At 59.9% G+C, this 17799-nt stretch carries 16 protein-coding genes; 4 read left to right on the top strand and 12 right to left on the bottom strand.

All coding sequences use genetic code 11. From position 1 onward, the window contains the following. Positions 1 to 130 precede the first annotated feature (130 nt). The 12 genes from catA to AC1RMX_RS28240 all read right to left on the bottom strand — a co-directional run bounded on the left by catA (position 131) and on the right by AC1RMX_RS28240 (position 11651). A complete protein-coding gene (catA, locus tag AC1RMX_RS28295) occupies positions 131 to 1045 on the bottom strand; it encodes a catechol 1,2-dioxygenase (protein ID WP_493073767.1) in 915 nt (304 codons plus the stop codon). A gap of 40 nt (positions 1046 to 1085) precedes the next feature. Continuing rightward, positions 1086 to 1376 carry a muconolactone Delta-isomerase gene (catC, locus tag AC1RMX_RS28290; protein WP_192560614.1) on the bottom strand — a complete coding sequence of 97 codons (291 nt, stop codon included), beginning with the start codon at positions 1374 to 1376 and terminating at the stop codon, positions 1086 to 1088. Positions 1377 to 1394: 18 nt separating this feature from the next. Beyond that, positions 1395 to 2516: a muconate cycloisomerase family protein gene (locus AC1RMX_RS28285; RefSeq protein ID WP_493073766.1), complete on the bottom strand. Its 1122-nt coding sequence runs from the start codon at positions 2514 to 2516 to the stop codon at positions 1395 to 1397. A 22-nt stretch (positions 2517 to 2538) separates the two neighbouring features. Further along, the gene (locus tag AC1RMX_RS28280) at positions 2539 to 3300 is read right to left on the bottom strand and encodes a 1,6-dihydroxycyclohexa-2,4-diene-1-carboxylate dehydrogenase (protein WP_102622468.1); all 762 of its coding nucleotides are present in this window, start codon (positions 3298 to 3300) and stop codon (positions 2539 to 2541) included. Positions 3301 to 3327: 27 nt separating this feature from the next. Further along, positions 3328 to 4335 carry a benzoate 1,2-dioxygenase electron transfer component BenC gene (benC, locus tag AC1RMX_RS28275; protein ID WP_493073764.1) on the bottom strand — a complete coding sequence of 336 codons (1008 nt, stop codon included), beginning with the start codon at positions 4333 to 4335 and terminating at the stop codon, positions 3328 to 3330. Positions 4336 to 4381: 46 nt separating this feature from the next. Next, entirely contained in the window at positions 4382 to 4870 is a 489-nt protein-coding gene (benB, locus tag AC1RMX_RS28270) for a benzoate 1,2-dioxygenase small subunit (RefSeq protein ID WP_493066246.1), read from the bottom strand. After that, positions 4867 to 6225, bottom strand: a complete 1359-nt coding sequence (benA, locus tag AC1RMX_RS28265; RefSeq protein WP_493073763.1) for a benzoate 1,2-dioxygenase large subunit — start codon at positions 6223 to 6225, stop codon at positions 4867 to 4869. Before benA ends, benB begins: the two co-directional genes overlap by 4 nt. A 142-nt stretch (positions 6226 to 6367) precedes the next feature. Continuing rightward, positions 6368 to 7324, bottom strand: coding sequence for an AraC family transcriptional regulator (locus AC1RMX_RS28260; protein ID WP_493073762.1), 957 nt, complete (start codon positions 7322 to 7324; stop codon positions 6368 to 6370). Between the two features lie 202 nt (positions 7325 to 7526). Beyond that, a complete protein-coding gene (locus AC1RMX_RS28255; RefSeq protein WP_493073761.1) occupies positions 7527 to 7904 on the bottom strand; it encodes a fe2+ zn2+ uptake regulation protein in 378 nt (125 codons plus the stop codon). 77 nt (positions 7905 to 7981) lie between these two features. Further along, positions 7982 to 10186: a TonB-dependent receptor gene (locus AC1RMX_RS28250; RefSeq protein WP_102622463.1), complete on the bottom strand. Its 2205-nt coding sequence runs from the start codon at positions 10184 to 10186 to the stop codon at positions 7982 to 7984. Positions 10187 to 10346: 160 nt separating this feature from the next. Then, complete coding sequence (locus AC1RMX_RS28245; protein ID WP_085708451.1) at positions 10347 to 10748, bottom strand: ParB N-terminal domain-containing protein; 402 nt, start codon at positions 10746 to 10748, stop codon at positions 10347 to 10349. Positions 10749 to 10763: 15 nt separating this feature from the next. Next, positions 10764 to 11651, bottom strand: a complete 888-nt coding sequence (locus tag AC1RMX_RS28240) for an HpcH/HpaI aldolase/citrate lyase family protein (RefSeq protein WP_096820698.1) — start codon at positions 11649 to 11651, stop codon at positions 10764 to 10766. 609 nt (positions 11652 to 12260) lie between these two features. Here AC1RMX_RS28240 and AC1RMX_RS28235 point away from each other — a divergent pair. From AC1RMX_RS28235 to AC1RMX_RS28220, 4 genes are read left to right on the top strand one after another with little or no spacing between them, the layout of a single operon-like run. Continuing rightward, positions 12261 to 13655: a Y4yA family PLP-dependent enzyme gene (locus AC1RMX_RS28235; RefSeq protein ID WP_493073759.1), complete on the top strand. Its 1395-nt coding sequence runs from the start codon at positions 12261 to 12263 to the stop codon at positions 13653 to 13655. Between the two features lie 14 nt (positions 13656 to 13669). Beyond that, positions 13670 to 14713, top strand: a complete 1044-nt coding sequence (locus AC1RMX_RS28230) for a PLP-dependent cysteine synthase family protein (RefSeq protein ID WP_096820696.1) — start codon at positions 13670 to 13672, stop codon at positions 14711 to 14713. Positions 14714 to 14741: 28 nt separating this feature from the next. After that, positions 14742 to 15890: an NAD/NADP octopine/nopaline dehydrogenase family protein gene (locus AC1RMX_RS28225; RefSeq protein WP_493073758.1), complete on the top strand. Its 1149-nt coding sequence runs from the start codon at positions 14742 to 14744 to the stop codon at positions 15888 to 15890. Between the two features lie 45 nt (positions 15891 to 15935). Further along, positions 15936 to 17789, top strand: a complete 1854-nt coding sequence (locus tag AC1RMX_RS28220) for an IucA/IucC family protein (RefSeq protein ID WP_493073757.1) — start codon at positions 15936 to 15938, stop codon at positions 17787 to 17789. Positions 17790 to 17799 lie beyond the last annotated feature (10 nt).

Raw genomic sequence — 17799 nt, 5'->3', positions numbered from 1 at the left:
TGCGCAACTTCTTGCGCACTTGGCTGTAGGCCTTGATCGGCAAGGCCTGTAGCGGTTTTTAACCTGGTTTTATTACGAACAACTGCGCAACTTCTTGCGCAGTTCAACCAATCCGGTCAGAGCTCTGGAATCAGGATTCCTGCAACGCCCGTGGCCGTTGACTGCGCTGTTCGGCTGCCGAATCCGGCGCCTGTTGCAACTGGAAGTCGAACTTCAATTCGGCACGACGCCCCGCGGCATCCTCACGAAACTCGACTTCCCCGACCAACCCTTCACGGGTCGCATAGGCGAAGTCATCCCACAGGTATTTGTCCCCCGACAGATTGATCTGCGTCGTCAGGTGTCGATGCCCAGGCGCGGAAATGAAGAAGTGAATATGAGCCGGACGCTGGCCGTGGCGGCCGAGCAGGTTCAGGCATTCCTGAGTCGGGCCCTGGGGATCGCAGCCATAACCGGAAGGCACGATGCTGCGGGCACGGTAACGGCCTTCGGCGTCGGTGATGATCCGGCGGCGCAGGTTGTAGTCGGACTGGCTCTGATCGAAGAACGAGTAAGTACCCTTGGTGTTGGCATGCCACAGGTCGACCGTGGCGCCGGCCAGCGGCTGGCCCTGCGGATCGAACACCTGGCCTTCGATAAACATCACCGTGGCGACACCCTCTTCGCTGCCATCGTCCATCCGGCATTCACCTTCGTACAGCGGCGCCCCGGCCACGTACAACGGGCCTTCGATGGTGCGCGGTGTGCCGCCGGTCAAACCGATCTGCGCATCCTTGGCGTCCTGCAACAGGTCGAGGAAATGTTCGAGGCCAAGGCCGGCCACCAACAACCCGGCTTCCGAACGGCCGCCTAGTCGGTTGAGGTAATCGACGGCCTTCCAGAATTCGTCTTCGCTGATGTCGAGGTCTTCGATGATCCGGGCGGTGTCCTGCAACACCCGCAGGACGATGGTTTTCAAGCGCGAGCTGCCGCCATCGTTGGCAAAACCGGCAACTTCTTCGAAGAACTTCTGCAATTGGGCAGTATGGGCAATGTTCACGGTCATGGTGTTCACCTCATCTTGTTGTTGTGGGTTGAGTCCGGGCTCAGCGGTCGTCGGCGTGGATCGACGAGGGATGACGGCAAAGGCCGTCGATCTCGATCTCCATGTAGGGAAACAGCGGCAACAGCATCAGGGTGTCGTGCAGCGCCTCGACGCTGGGTACGTCGAACACGCTGTAATTGGCGTAGTGCCCGGCGATGCGCCAGAGGTGTCGCCACTGGCCTTCGCGTTGCAGGCGCTGGGCGAGTTCTTTCTCGTCGGCCTTGAGCTTTGTGGCAACGGCCGGATCCAGATCGGCGGGCAATTTCACGGTCATTTTTACGTGGAACAGCATGGCGTTCTCCTTGGGGAATCAGTGCCGGCGAAAACGCGTCAGGCGCTCTTCATCCAGCGTCAGGCCCAGGCCTGGGGTACGTGGAATATGCAGGTGAAAGTCGCGGTACTGCGGGCGCTCGGTGACGATGTCTTCGGTCAGCAACAACGGGCCGAACAGCTCGGTGTCCCACGTCAGTTGCCTGAGTGTGAGGAACGCGTGGGCCGAGGCCAGCGTGCCGATGGAGCCTTCGAGCATGGTGCCGCCGTACAGGGCGATGCCGGCCGCTTCGGCGATTTGCGCAGTGCGCAATACGGCGCGCGGACCGCCGTTCTTGGCGATTTTCAAGGCGAAGACGCTGGCGGCGCCGTCGGCGGCGAGGCTGAACGCGTCCTCCACGCTTTCGATGGATTCGTCGGCCATGATCGGCACCGGGCTGCGTTGGTTCAGACGAATCTGCCCGGAACGATTGACTCGCGAGATCGGCTGCTCGATCAGGTCGATACCGTTATCGCCCAACACCTGACAGCCACGAATCGCCTGGGATTCGTCCCAGTACTGGTTGACGTCGACCCGAACGCTGGCGCGACCACCCAAGGCTTTCTTGATCGCCACCACATGCTTGAGATCCTGCTCCAGCGGGTTGGCGCCGATCTTCAGTTTGAATATTCGGTGGCGGCGCAGATCGAGCATCTGCTCGGCCTCGGCGATGTCGCGGGCGGTGTCGCCACTGGCCAGTGTCCAGGCGACTTCGAGGCTGTCGCGGACCCGTCCGCCGAGCAGTTCGCTCACGGGCAGGCCAAGGCGTTTGCCTTGGGCGTCGAGCAATGCGCTCTCGATCCCGGACTTGGCGAAGGTGTTGCCCTTGGCGATCTTGTCGAGCTTCTGCATCGCGGCGTTGATGTTGCTCGCGTCCATGCCGATCAGCGCCGGCGCCAGGTGCGCGTCGATGTTGGCCTTGATGCTTTCCGGGCTTTCGTAGCCATAGGCCAGGCCGCCGATGGTGGTGGCTTCGCCGATGCCTTCGATGCCGTCGCTGCAGCGCAGGCGCAGGATCACCAGCGTCTGGTTCTGCATCGTGTGCATCGCCAGTTTGTGCGGGCGGATGGTCGGCAGGTCGACGATGATCGTCGACAGGTTTTCAATCAGGATTCGGTTCATTGAGATGTCCATTCAATAGGCGTCAGCCGAGATCGCCGCCACCGACCGGCAGCGTCACGCCGGTGATGTAGGAGGCATCGTCCGAGGCCAGAAACAGGATCGCGCCGACCTGTTCGTCGAGGGTTCCGTAGCGTTTCATCAAGCTGCTATCGAGGGTTTGCGCGACGATTTCCTGATACCAGGCTTGCTCCTGCGCGGACTGTTCGGCGGTGTTTCGCGGAATGCGCCGGGGAGGTGCTTCAGTGCCGCCGGGCGCGGTGGCGTTGACCCGGATCCCGCGCTCGGCATTCTCAAAAGCCAGGCACGCGGTCAGTGCGTTGATGCCGCCCTTGGCTGCGCCGTACGGAACACGGTTCAGGCTGCGGGTTGCAATCGACGATACGTTGACGATCGCGCCGCGGCCCTGCTTGAGCATGTACGGCAATGCCGCGTGGCAGCACCACAACGTCGGGAACAGCGAGCGGCGCACTTCGGCCTCGATCTGCTCGACGTCGTAGTGCTCGAACGGTTTGGCCCAAATGGTGCCGCCGACGTTGTTGACCAGCACATCCAGGCGCCCGAAAGCATCGATGGCGGCGCTCATCACCCGGGCGCAATCGGCGTATTGCTCAAGGTCGGCGGTCAGCGACAAAACGCCCTCGCCTTGCAGTTCGTGAACCAGTGCGGAGCGGTCGACGGCGACGACGTGTGCGCCCTCTTCCAGCAATCGCTCGCACACCCGGCGACCGATGCCCTGCGCCGCGCCGGTGACCAGCGCGACCTTGTTGGCGAATCTGTTGTTCATGACAACCTCGACATTCAGAAAAAAGACTCAGGCCGCCGCGAACTTCTCGTAGTAGAAATTCGCCGGCGTGATGCCCTGCTCGCGGATGTACTGGCTGACCGCCTCGACCATCGGCGGCGGGCCGCACAGGTACACGTCGACATCGCCTTCGTTGAGGTGGCGCGGTTCGATGTGCTGGGTGACATAGCCCTTGAGCGGGTGCTGGCTCTGCGGATTGGCCACGCAGGCGCCGAAGCTGAAATTCGGGATGCGCGCGGCGAAGGCTTCGAGGCGGTCAAGTTCAACCAGATCGAAATCGTTGGTCACGCCGTAGATCAGGTGAACCGGATACTCGCTGCCCTGCTCGGCGATTTTCTCCAGCATCGCCGTGAACGGGGCGAGCCCGGTGCCGCCCGCCAACAGCAGCAGCGGCCGCTTGATTTGCCGCAGGTAAAAACTGCCCAGCGGCCCGGCGAGATTCAGGCTGTCGCCGGCCTTGGCCAGCCCGGTCAGGAAGCTGCTCATCAGGCCGCCAGGGACATTGCGGATCAGGAAACTGACCTCCCCGTTCTTCTGCAACGAGCTGAAGGAATAGGCACGGGATTGCTCGCTGCCCGGCACTTGCAGGTTGACGTATTGCCCCGGCAGGAACGCCAGCTTGCTCAGGGACTCACCCTTGATCGACAGCGCGATGGTGCTCTCAGAGAGCTGCCGGACATCGCTAATCGACGCCTGATAACTCGCCTGTTCGGTCTTGCACACCTGCGAGCCGACCGGCACCCGCACCACGCAATCGCTTTCGGCGCGCATCTGGCAGGTCAGCACATAACCCTGGGCCAGTTCGTCTTCACTCAAGGCGTCTTCGATGAAGTTGTCGCCCATGTCGTATCGCCCGGCCTCGGCGAAACATTTGCAGGTGCCGCAGGCGCCGTCGCGGCAGTCCAGCGGGATGTTGATGCCTTGGCGATACGCCGCGTCGGCGACGGTTTCGTGGCCCGAGGCCTCGATGAAACGGGTGACCCCGTCTTCGAAATTCAGTGCGATCTGGTAACTCATGGTGCACCTCGCTCACAGCGTCGAGCCCGGCTCGCCGCCGTCTCGATCAGATGTGGTAGATGTCGATGACCTGACGGACGTAATCGTTCTTCAGCACGACTTTCTTGGCCTTGATCAGCGGTTGTTCGCCGCGCAGGTCGAGGGTGTAGAAACTGCTGCCGAAGTAGCTGTCGGTGACCTGATAGCGAAAGCTCAGGGTGTGCCAGTTGAAGCGCACCTGGCATTGCCCTTTGCCCTGCTCGACGATCTCGATGTTGCTCAGGTTGTGCGAGGTGCGGGTGTCGGGGATGGTCGCGCTGGAGCGCTCGGTCTTGATCCGGAATACCCGGTCTTCGAGGCCGCCACGGTTGCCGTACCAGATCAGCGAGATTTCGCTTTGCGGGTCTTCGGTCAGGGTGTCGTGATCGTCCCAGGCCGGCATCCAGAAACTGGCGTCGGCAGCGTAGAGTTCCAGCCACTGATCCCACTGGCCATCGTCGAGATAACGTGCTTCGCGGTAGAGAAAATCGCGCACGGTGTCGTAGAGGTTGCTCATTGCACGGCCTCCACGGGGATCAGGTTTTTATCGCTGGCGGCGGCCTTGAGCATGGTTTCCTGCCAGTACTTGTGTTGCAGCACGAACAGGCCTTCGTCTTCGGTACGCATGCCGGACAGCAATGGCTTGAGGTCGATTTCCTCGGCCGCCGCGTCCGCGCCTTCGACCCAATGGGTCGCGCCACGGGACATGTCGTTCCAGCCGCGCCCGGCACCGTAGCCGGTCTGGCACGAGCGGAATTCTTCGAGGTCATCCGGGGTGGCCATGCCGCTGACGTTGAAGAAGTCTTCGTATTGGCGAATGCGTTTGGCCCGAGCCTCGGCGCTCTCGCCTTTGGGCGCGATGCAATAAATGGTGATCTCGGTCTTGTCGATGGAGATCGGCCGGGCGATGCGGATCTGCGAACTGAACTGATCCATCAGGTACACGTTGGGGTACAGGCACAGGTTGCGCGAGTTCTCGATCATCCAGTCGGCGCGAGCCTGGCCAAAGTCCCGGACCAATTCATCGCGACGCTCGTACGCCGGACGGTCCTCGGGGTTGGCCCAGCGGGTCCAGAGCAGCAGATGGCCGTGCTCGAACGAGTAGAAACCACCCCCCTTCTTCGCCCAGTTGCCGGCGCTCATGGTCTTGATTTCTTCACCGGCGTCGCGCTGCTGACGCTGATTCTGAGTGGCGGCGTAGTTCCAGTGCACGGAGCTGACGTGATAGCCGTCGGCGCCATTTTCGGCGGTGAGTTTCCAGTTGCCTTCATAGATGTAAGAGCTGGAACCACGCAGCACTTCAAGGCCTTCGGGGGACTGATCGACGATCATGTCGATGATCCTGGCCGACTCGCCCAGGTGCTCGGCGAGGGATTTCACATCGGCATTCAGGCTGCCGAACAGAAAGCCGCGATAGGATTCGAAACGCGCGACTTTGGTCAGGTCGTGGGAGCCTTCACAGTTGAAGCCTTCGGGGTAGCCGGCCTCGCTCGGGTCCTTGACCTTGAGCAGTTTGCCGCTGTTGTTGAACGTCCAGCCGTGGAACGGACAGGTGTAGCTGGAACGGTTGCCGGACTTGTGCCGGCACAGCATGGCGCCGCGATGGCTGCACGCATTGAGAAAGGCATTGAGTTCACCGGCCTTGTTGCGGGCGATGAAGACGGGTTGGCGGCCCATCGTGGTGGTCAGAAAGTCATTGACGTTGGGGATCTGGCTTTCATGGGCGAGGTAGATCCAGTTGCCTTCGAAGATGTGCGTCATCTCCAGTTCGAACAGCCGCGGATCGGTGAACATCTCCCGCTTGCAGCGGTAGGCACCCTTCTCGGGGTCCTCTTCAAGCATGGCATTGAGGTAGTCGATTCCCAGGGACATGGCCGGGGCCTCCATTGTTATTGTTCAGGCCAGGTCAGATTAGGGAGGCAACGCGGGAGGCAATATCCGAATCCTGCAGAGCGTTATCCGTTTTGTGCAGGACGGCGGGGCAGGTGCTTCAGGTTGTTTCGGGGCGGGAATTTCAGTGGCGGCGTTTGAAGGTCACGGACGGCAGTTCGCCGAACTGCTGGCGATAGCTTTCGGAGAAACGCCCGAGGTGCAGGAAGCCATAGTCCAGCGCCAGTTCGGTGAGGTTGCGCACCGGGCAACTCGGATCGCTGAGGCAGGCATGAATACGTTCCAGCTTGCGCTGGCGGATGTATTGCATCGGGGTCACGCCGAGCTGGCGTTCGAACAGGGCGTACAGAGAACGCGGGCTCATGTTCGCCTGTGTGGCCAGGTGTTCGGCAGGCAGATCCTGTTTCAGGTTGCGCTCTATATAGTCGAGGATGCGTTCAAAACTGACACTCGGTGAACTCAGGCACTCGCGGCTGACGTTGGTGTTCATCAGCGAGATCAGTTTGCTGCCGACGATCTGCGCGTAATGCTCCTGCACCCGCAGCAACGGATCGCTGGCTTCGGCTTCCTGGCAAATCATGCCGAGCAGGTTGGTAAAACCTTCCAGCTCATCGAGCCGGTAATGATTGCGCAGAAACCGGATGCCACCGGCAGGATGCAACCAGCGCTGCTCGTCGCACACCGACTCCAGCACGCTGACCGGCACCTTGAGGATGAATTTCTCGCAGTCATCGGAATAAGTCAGGTCGACCGGATCGTCCGGGTTGATCAACAACAATTCGCCCGGCACCAGATGATGCTCGCGCTTGGGCCCGCGCCACAGACAGTTGCCTTGCAGCAGGACTTGCAGGTGATAGACCGTTTCCAGCGCCACCGAAGTGACGCGAACGCTGCCGCCATAGCTGATACGACACAGATCGAGGTCGGCGAGTTTGCGGTGGTTGAGGCTGGCTTGGGGATGGGTAGTCCGGGACAGGCCGATGAAATGCTGGCCGACGTGCTGGTTCACATAGTCGGAGACGGCATACGGGTCAGCGTGGCGAAACACGCTGCTGCGGTCGCTCAGCAGGCGGTTGTCCATGGGCAAGGCACTCGATCTTCTATTTATTGTGTGATCACGGGTGGTTCACCGGTCACAGTACGCCGGAGTGTCGGGGTGGGCAATTGGACGAAGGTTTGGCTGTCCGGTGATCGAACGCTTTCATCGAATCGGGATTGACGGCCCCAAACGAAAAAACCACCCGCGAGCAGGTGGTTTTGATCAGGACAGCAAACGCAGTCATTCAGCGGTCGGCATGTTGCTCCAGCAAGGTGTAGGCTTCGCCGGTAAACCGGTAGCTCTTGTCAGGCTGAAACACGATGACGCCCTCCTCGCACAAACGCTTGAGCACTTCCCTGACGCTGATGAACTGAATGCCGCTGACAAACGCCTGCAGATACCCATGCACCCCGCGCCCGCCAACGGCGCGTCCTTCGCGTGCTGCAACCAGCAAGGCATCGATCACTTTGATCCGGATCAGACTGGTGCGCAGCCCGTAATAATGCAGCAGCTCACGGATATGCTCATTGGTGCTGCGCTCGAAATCGAAGGCCCGCTGCCCCTTCGACAACGGGAACTGCAATTGCTTGCCAGAGGACGTCGATGCCGGGCTGGTTAACATGCGAATACTCCTTTTTATGATCAGCCGCTGTGCGTAGCTCTATATAGAAGAAGGCGCACTCAGCAGTGCGCCCCCGATCAGAAGTCGACGGTCGCCGACAACTGCAACGTGCGTGGATAGCCCGGGGAGAACGCGCCGTAGGACGCCACACCTGACCAGTACTCACGATCAAACACGTTCTGCACCGTGGCCCGGAATGTCGTCGGCCGACCTTCGATCTTGGTGGCGTAACGGGCGCCGGCGTCGATGCGGGTCCAGGATGGCAGCTCTTGGGTGTTGGCCTGATTGACGTATTGGCTGTCGGTGTAGATCGCGCCGCCGGTCAGGGTGAAACCTTCGACCCACGGTGTGTCCCACTCGGCCCAAAGGTTGGCCTGGACATCCGGCACGCCCACCGGTTTGTTGCCACGGTTGGCGGCGGTGGCCGAGTCCGTCAGTTCGCCGTCCAGCAAGGTCACGCCGCCCATCAGGCGAGTGCCCGGCGCGACTTCACCGAACATGCTCAACTCGACGCCACGGTTACGTTGTTCGGCCTGCACCGAGAACACATTGCCGGCGCCGATTTCGCCGCTGGGTTTCTCGATCTGGAACAGGGCCAGGGTGGTCATGAACGTACCGTGTTCGTACTTCACACCGATTTCATGTTGCTTGGACTTGTAAGGGGCGAACGTTTCGCCGGAGTTGGCTGCGGTGCCTGGAGCGATATCACCTTTGCTCAGGCCTTCGACGTAGTTGTAGTACAGCGAAACGTCTTCCCATGGTTTGACCACTACGCCCGCCAGTGGTGTGGTCGCGCTGTCGTCATAACGAGAACTGACCGAGCCCGAGGCGTTGTAGTTACGCGATTCGATGTCCTGTCGGCGTACGCCGAGGGTCAACTGAATCCGGTCATCCAGAAAGCCAAGGGTATCGGTCAGTGCGACGCCAGACAGTTCCGATTCGGAAATGCGCAGCACTTTCGGCGAGCTGATGTACTGCTTGGGCACGTCTACCGGGTGATAGATGTTCGAGCGGATTTCCGTGCCGTTGTTGATGCCACGGGACAATTCGTCCTGATAACGGGTCGCCATGACCGTGGTCGTGTGGGTGACCGGGCCGGTGGCGAACAGTGCACGCATCCCCACGTCAGCCGTCGAACGGTCGACGTTGAATTTGTAGTAACCGGGGATGTTGCTGGTGTCGCCGGCGTCGTTGAGGATTCGCGGTACCTGGTCGGACATGCGCTTGACGTCGGATCGACCGCCGCCGGCGTGGGCGAACACGGTCAGGTTATCGTTGAGGTCATACTCGCCGCCGAGCAATGCCGACTGTTCCTTGGTGTCCGACCAGCCCCAGTCCTGCGGCAGGTTGGTGCGGCCGTTCGGCGCCGATGGAACCTTTACACCCGGCGCAATGGTGAACGGTCGCGAGGCCGCGTCGAAGCTCTCTTTCTGGCTGATGTAATCCAGGTTCAGGCGCAACCGCTCGCCCTTGTAATCGAGTGCGATGGCGCCGATGTTCAGCGCGCGTTCCTGATCGTTGATCGCGGTGTCGCCGCCCTGAGTGCTGCCGTTGAAACGGATGCCAAACTGGTTCTCGCTGCCGAAACGCCGACTGACGTCCAGATGCCCGCCCACTTGCGAGTCGGACGCGTAAGTGCCGGTGAAGCGGGTCAGGTCTTCGTCCAGTGGTCGTTTGGGCACGATGTTGATCACACCGCCAACGCCGCTGTTGGGGGAAATGCCGTACATCAGCGCACCCGGCCCTTTGAGCACTTCAACGCGTTCGGCGTATTCGGTGAACACCCGATAGTTGGGCGCGACGCCGTACACACCGTCGTAGGCCAGCTCGCCGAGGTTGCCCTCGCCTATCGCAAATCCACGGATGAAAAACGAATCGACGATGCCGCCGGTCTGCCCGGTGGAGCGTACCGAAGGATCGCGTTCCAGCGCATCGGCCACGGTCACCGTTTGCAGATCGGCGAGGGTCTTGGCGGTGTAGCTGGTCACGCTGAACGGCGTGTCCATCACATCCTTGTTGCCCATCATCCCCAGCCTTGCGCCTCGGGCGACCTGGCCTCCGGCGAGCACTTCCGGCAAGGCAGTCGCGCCGTTGTAGCTGCCCGTAACGTTGGTGGTATCCAGCGTCAGCCCTTCCGTGGCGGCGACGTCCTGTTGCTCGGATTGCTTGGGGTCTGCTGCCCAGACAGTGGCGCTTCCTGCGGCCAGAATAGAACTCAGCATGGCGGTGCGAATAGCCAGCGTTAACGCGCGTTCACTGCAAGGTCGACGTGCAACAGACATGACGATGGGGTCCTTCTCGAATGGCTGAAAATGGTAATGACTCCTATTTGCCAGTCGACAATCGAAAAAGTATCAGCGTCGTTGATTATTTTTTTGCGAGCGGATGGCTCGGAAGAGAACGTCCGGAGGATGGGCTGCGAAACCCACCCTCCGACGCCGGTCAGTCGTACAGGCATTGCAGCGGAATGGAGATCACCGGCAGCGCGGGGTCGAACGCGTGCCGGGTGGTCTTGTACGGGAACAGTTCGCCGCGCTCGATGGTGGTGAATATCCGCGCCACTTCGAACGCCTGCCCGGTTTGCCAGTGCCGTACACAGACTCGCGGATCGGCGTAGTCGAGCTGGATGCACGGCACCCGTTTCAACCCCAGCGCCCGCGCCGCGTTGAATCGGTGATTGCCGTCCATCACGATGCCCCGGGAGCGCTCGACAATGATCGGTTCCAGCCAGTGTCCGGCCTGGATGATCGCCTCGCGCAGCCGCTGCACGTTGAGCGGATCGACCTGCTCGGATTGCCGCACGTCGCACAGTGGCCGCAGGGCAATCTGGTAACCATGTCCCATGATGCGTCCCCCGTTTCAGCAGGCATCCGCGTTGGCGACCAGCGCGTACTGGCTGGCCATGTCCCGCAGGCGTTGCGCCTGTTCGATCAGCGGCAGATCGACCATTTCACCGTCGACTTGCACCGCGTGGCTGCCCCCGGCCACGGCGTTAAGGACCCGATCCGCCCACGCCAGTTGGCGGGCGTTGGGCAGGTAGGCTTTCTGCACCGTGGCGATTTGCGAAGGATGGATACACAACTTGGCGCCGAACCCCAGCGACCGGGCGTAACGCGAGTCGCGCTCGACCACCGCCATGTCGCTGATGGCCGGGGTCACGCCATCGATCGGTGCAGGCAAACCGGCGACGCGCGACGCCAGCACGATGCGATTGCGAGCGAACAGAAACGCCTCGGGAATCTGGCTGCAATCGATGTCCAGGGAGAAATCCAGCGAACCGAATGCCAGCCTCGCCAAGCCGGGAATCGCGGCAATCGCCTCGACTTGATGCAAGCCCTTGGCGGTCTCGATGATGGCGACGATTTGCAGGTCGGGGTTCCACGCCAGCAGGCGTTCGACCACACGAGAGAGGCTCTCTGGACATTCGGCCTTGGGCAGGAAAATCCCTGCGCAGCGCTCGGGATAGCGCATGTCACCCAGCCAGGTCATGTCCTGGCGAAACAGCGAACTGCCGACGCTATTCAGTCGGATGTAACGCTGGCAGGCCGTTTCGGGCGTGCTCTGCTGCCAGGCCCAGATCGACGCCCGGGCCACGGCTTTGCTGTTCGGATGAACGGCATCTTCGAGGTCGAGAATGATCGCATCCGGCCCGGCTTCGACCGCTTTGGAAAAGCGCTCCGGCCGGTTGCCGGGAACGAACAGGTAGCTGATGGGAAGCGTGGCATTGGTGCTGTGACGAACAGTCATCGGGACTCTCCTGAGCGTGCTTCAGTCGTGGGTTTTCAAAAAAATTCGAACACCTGTTACAGGGGGAAAACCAGGTTGCATCCGGGTGTCTTGAATCAACCGCCAACACCTTGAATAACAAGGCGTTGACGGTTTTTAAAATCAACACGCGAGCGCTTACTTGAGCATGCGAATAAGCGGCTTCGCACTCCTCTGTTGTGTGTGTTCATTCAAAAATATTTGAAAACCTTACTTGATAATCATTCCTGTTCGCAATATTGTTCGAGCCGCTGACAGGGTCAAGACTCAAATCAAGACCTGAAATTTTGTTCACGAAAAGTTCGGCGCAATGATGTCATTTACATGTCAGGTAATGGCACTTCAAAAGAGACAAGGCCATCAGTTATTGGCCTTCTCCTTGCCTGCCTGAGCCTTAAGGAGTGGGGTTCTCATGAAACAGTTTTGTGAAAATTTTATGAAAGAAAATACCCCGAGTTTATTTGCGGAGCGGATCTGTCACCCGCCTCCACCTCTTTAAACACTCGTATCTGACGAGCAGCAAGAACACACGACTCGACAAGCATTAGTTGTCGACCTGCACATGGCGATTATCGACGCCAGAGGTTTTCTATGCCTGAATTAATTGCGCCGACAGTTAAAGAAACAATCGAAACCCAATACCCAAAAGTGCTGAAACCGTTACTTGATCCTGTTATCGATAACTTTCTTAAACATTCTCCGAAAGCACTTGCCGAACTTGTTAAGCAACACGGATCCCCACTGAACCTGGTGTGGCCGCATGCGTTTGAAGCCAATGCTCAGGCACTGCAATCGGTGTTGAAACGACACGACGTCGACTACGCGATTTTCTACGGTGCCAAAGCCAACAAGTCACAATGCCTGCTGGCTGCGGCATCGGCGTCGGGCATCGGCACCGATGTATCGAGTCTCTTCGAGCTGCAAGCGGCACTGCGCGCCGGAACCCCGGCGGAACATCTGTGTGCGACCGGGCCGGCCAAAACGGCAGCGTTTCATAACGCACTGGTGCAAGGCGGATCGCTGATTTGTGTGGACTCACTGGAAGAGTTCAGCCATCTCAAAGCGTTGCTCGACACTTCGCAACCACCGGCCAAAGCCCGGATCCTGCTGCGTTACAGGCCGACAAGTTGCCCGGCGAGCCGATTCGGAATGGGTGCGGATGATTTGTTTCAGTGCCTGCAATACCTGATCGAACAACGTGAGTCGTTCCACTTCGAAGGTTTCCATTTCCACCTCGGCGGTTACGGTTACGAAACCCGGGTACAGGCTTTCCGTGAAGTCACCGGCTTCATCGATGCGGCAAGGGAAATGGGCCTCGACCCGGTCATGATCGACATCGGTGGAGGCCTGCCGATGCGGTATGTAGACCCGCAGGACTACAACAGTTTTTTGCAGAACGACAACAATCCTGGTCATTATCATAACCGTCGAGTACCCGACTCTTATTACCCTTATGGCAGCAGTCTGACGGCTTGCCAGTGGCTGGAGTTATTTCTGGAGTCGGATCACTCCCCGGGAAAAACCATTGCGAGCTACTTGAAAACTCAGAATATAAAACTGGCACTGGAGCCTGGCCGAAGTCTGGTTGACCAGGCCGCCATCACCATCTTTCGCGTAACCCGCACAAAACAACTGACCGACAAAAAAGTTGTGATCTTCGCCGAAGGCAGCAGTTTCAGCGCGTGCGAAACATGGTTCTCGTCTGAATACCTTGTCGATCCAATCCTGATCACTTCGAAAGAGTCGAAACTTGCTCAAATGCAAGCCTACATCGCCGGGCATAGTTGTCTCGATGATGACGTGATCACTCATCGCCTGATCAACTTCGATACACCACCACAAACCGGCGACTTATTGATCTACGCCAATACTGCCGGTTATCAGATGGACTTGCTGGAAAACGAATTTCATCGCCACCCGTTGCCACAACGACTGAGGGCGACGTGTTATACGGAAGGCAACTACGCATTCACACCTGACTATTAAGGAAAGACGTCCAGATGATACTGAATAAAGTTTCGGATCTTATTGGCAATACACCAATGTTGGGCATCGATGTTCCGGATACCAACGCCCGACTTCTGCTGAAGATAGAGAAGAACAACCCCGGTGGCAGTATTAAAGACCGCATGGCGCGAAACATGGTGCTGGCGGCGCTCAAGTCCGGAAAGTTGAAACCCGGTGGCGTGGTCGTGGAATCGTCTTCCGGCAATACCGGCATCGGCCTGGCCATGGCAGCCGTTGAGTTCGACCTGCATTTCATTGCCGTGGTCGATCACCATGCGGCGCAGGACAAGATCGCGGTGATGAAGGCACTGGGGGCGGAAATCCGCTTTGTCGCCGGCACTTACCGGGAAGACGAAGTGGCCGTGGTCGAGCGTCAACGGCTGGCCGCCGAACTCGCCTCGCAGATCCCCGGCGCGGTGTTCATGAACCAGTCCGACAACGCGGCCAACGCCGGCGGCTACAGCGATTTCGTCCGTGAAACCATTGCCCAGGCCGGTGGCCACATCGGCGCGTACGTTGGTTGCGTCGGCACCGGCGGCTCAATGACCGGTATCGCCCGCGGTCTGAAACTGCACAACCCGGATATCGTGACAGTAGCCGTCGAGCCGGCCGGTTCCATCGTCTTCGGTCATCCCGGCTATCCGTATTACCAGTCGGGAACCGGCACCCCGGCCGGCGACACCGTGGGCCTGGTGCTCGACTACAGCTGCATCGACCTGGGCTTGCAAGTCACCGATTCCCAGGCCTTCGAAACCGCCCGCTACATCGCGCGCAATCTGGCCCTGCTGGTCGGCGGCTCTACTGGTGGCGCGATTTTCAAGGCGCTGGAGCTGATTCACAAAGGCACGTTGACCGGCAACGTCGTGGTGCCGATTGCCGACGGCGGCGAGAAATACCTGCACACCGTATTCGACGACAACTGGCTGGAAGAACGGGACCTGCTGGACCCGGGCGTCGCACCGCAACTGGATCGCTGGCTGGGCAAGACCCGCTGGCTGGAATCCGACGCCACTCCCCTGCAATTGAGCGTCGCCTGACGCGTCTCCCACACAGGAAAGTCTCTGTATGAAACCGCTGAAAGTCGCCATCTGCGGCGCAGGCCGGACCGGGCACCTGAATACCATCCTGTTTAAACAGCTGCCCAATGTTCAGGTCTCGATGCTCACCAACAATAAGGAGGTGGTCGACCGGCACCTCGCCAACCTGCCGATGCAGGCGCTGATGCCGGACGGCTCGACACTGAGCGCGCGGCCGGATCAGGTCAGCACCGATGCCAGCGTCGTGGTGGCCGACGCCGACATCGTGATCATCACGGTTCCGGCCCATGCCCGACCACAAACCCTGCAAGCCATCGCGCCGCATTTGAGTTCGGGCAAACCGGTGTACGTCGGCGCCATTCCGGGTTTCTGCGGCTTCGACTGGCTGGCGGAAGCCACGTTGGGCGAACGTTCGAACGTGGTGATCTGGGGCATGAAGGATGTGCCGCACACCGCGTTCGATCTGAAGCCGGGCGTGTCGGTGAAGATGGGCGGCGGCAAGAGCCAGTTGTATGTCGCACTGCACGACCGGGAATCAGCGCAATCACGGCAGCACCTGGAAGAAATCCTCACGACGCTCTATGGCCCCTGCGTGACGATGCTCGACCACTACCTGGAAATCACACTGACGCCGGGCAATCCGATCATGCACAGCTCGGTGATTTACGGGTTGATCGGTCCCTACGGCCAGTGGCATCGCAAGATCTTCCCGCAGCGCATGTGCTGGTGGACCGAGTGCCCCGAGCTGGGCGCCTATTTCCTCGAACGCATGGATCAGGAAAGTCAGGAACTGTGCAGCGTGATCAGCCAGCGCATGGGCATCGACCTGTCTTCGGTCAAATCCCTCAAGCAGGAAATCGTCGAGGCCTACGGCGAGCAGATCCGCGATCAGAGCAGCATGCTGTCGATCCTGCGCACCAACCAGGCCTACAACGACATCCTCGCCCCGATGATTCCAGCCGATGACAACCGCGCCGGCTACGTGATCGAACGCGAAAGCCGTGCCTTCAATGAAGACGTCGCCTACGGCCTGGTGCTGCTGGTGGAAATGGCCCGGCGCTTCGAACTGAAAGTCCCCTACATCGAAGAAGTCCTGCAATGGAGCGTTTCCTACATGCAGGGCCTGCGCGACTCGGCGCTCGACTACTTCCCCAGTCAATGGCCGCGCACGGCGTGAGCGGGTTCAACTTTTCATTAATTTCTCGACGAGCAGATAGCTGATATGGATGACTTCAAGACACTCATCGCCTACTCCCGCAAGAACGCCCTGCGACGGATGATCCGTTGCCTGTTTGCCGAAAACATTCTGGATCGCTCGGGCCTGCGCTTCTCCGCAGCCGGCAACGAGGCCACGTACGCGCTGAAAGACGGCCGTTCCCAAGTGTTCTTTTCCAACATCGCCAAGGGCCCGGCGGACACCGTGGTCAATGACGGCGACGTGATCCTGATGACCGATGAAGGCGTGCGCCAGGTGATCTACACCCATCAGGATTTGCTGGATGTGCTGCGCGACAGCTTCGATTTCGAGCCGACCGATGAAGGCATCGCCGGGCTCAAGTCGGACATGGAAAACAGCCTGATGAACGATGCCCATGCTCGTCAGTATCGCCAGCAATGGAACGCACGACTGGCTGCCGCCGCCCGGGAACAGGGCCTCGACAGCCTGACCGATTACCTGCGCCAGCACGCCAGCACCAAGGACGCCGCGATCCTCCTCGACCAGTGGGGCTCGCTGGAAGGTCACCCGTATTATCCGACGTGGAAAGCCCGGCCGGGCCTGAGCGACGAAGAAGTCGAGCAACTGTCGCCGGAGTTCAACGCCCAGGTGCCACTGCGCATTGCCGCGTTGCGCGCCGACATGGCGAAAAGCGAAAGCATGCCCCACGTGACGGACTACCACACCTGGTTCGCCAGCAACTTCCCGACTCAATGGGAGCAATGGAAAGCGTCGCTCAACAGCAAGGGCCTGGACGAATCCCAATGGTTGCCACTGCCGATTCACTCATGGCATCTGCAGGCTTACGTGCTGAAAAATTTCGCGGCGGAAATCGCAGAAGGCATCCTCATCATCGACGGCCCGGACATCCAGACCCTGCCGACCATGTCGTACCGCACGATGATGCCGGTACTCAAGGAGAGCGCGCCGCTGATCAAGTTGCCGATTGCCGTGTGGATGACCAGCGAGCTGCGTAGCCTGCAGGCCAAGTCGATCCACATGGGCCCGCGCATCAGCACCGTCATCACGAAGATCCTCGAGGTCGAAAACGGCTTCGACCAGCGACTGGAAATCTTCCCGGAAGAAATCGGCGTGCGCTACAAGAACGCGATCACTCAGGACGACCACCCCGGCCGGCATCTGTCAGTGGTGTTCCGCGCCAGCCAGCAAGCGTTCGAGCGCACCGATGAGTGTCTGCCGATCACCGTGGCTTCTCTGTTCACTCGCTTGCCGGGCAGCGGCCGGCCGTTGTTCACCGAGTTGATCGAGCGCGATGGCGTTCGGGCCAATGCCGCCCAGGTCGAAGACTGGTTCCGTCAGTACGCCAAAGTGGTCACCCATCCGGTGATTGCAATTTACTTGATGTACGGCATCGGGCTTGAGGCGCACCAGCAGAACACGATGGTGCTGTTTTCCCCGGATGGCAAAGCACGTAGTCTGCTGATCCGCGATTTCGGCGACGGCAGAACCTACGCGCCTTTACTGGAAGGACGCGGCTACACCCTGCAACCGCATGTGCAGCCGGGCATTCTGCCAACGGTGTTCGAGGGCGATATCGAGCCGGTGCGCATGTTCGTGCTTGACGCGGCGTTCCTCACGCATCTGCATGAAATGGCCTTGTGGCTGACCAAGGAGTACGCGCTGGACAACAATCGGATGTGGGACATTCTGCGTGAAGAAACCGAGCAGGCTTTTACCGCGGTGCGCGAGCGTGTCGCGCCGGAGCTGTGGGAAGTCGAACGCAAGGCCTTCCTCAATGATCCGTGGCCGACCCGTTCGTTGTTGCGCATGCACATGATGCAGTACTCCAACTACCGGATTCAGCACACGCTGACCAACCCGCTCAATGTCGTTCAATAACCGAGGCTGA

This window comes from Pseudomonas sp. GW822-FHT03F04 (genome assembly GCF_058801405.1).
Note: the sequence above shows the minus strand (reverse complement) of the source record. Positions and strands in the feature narration are given on the sequence as shown.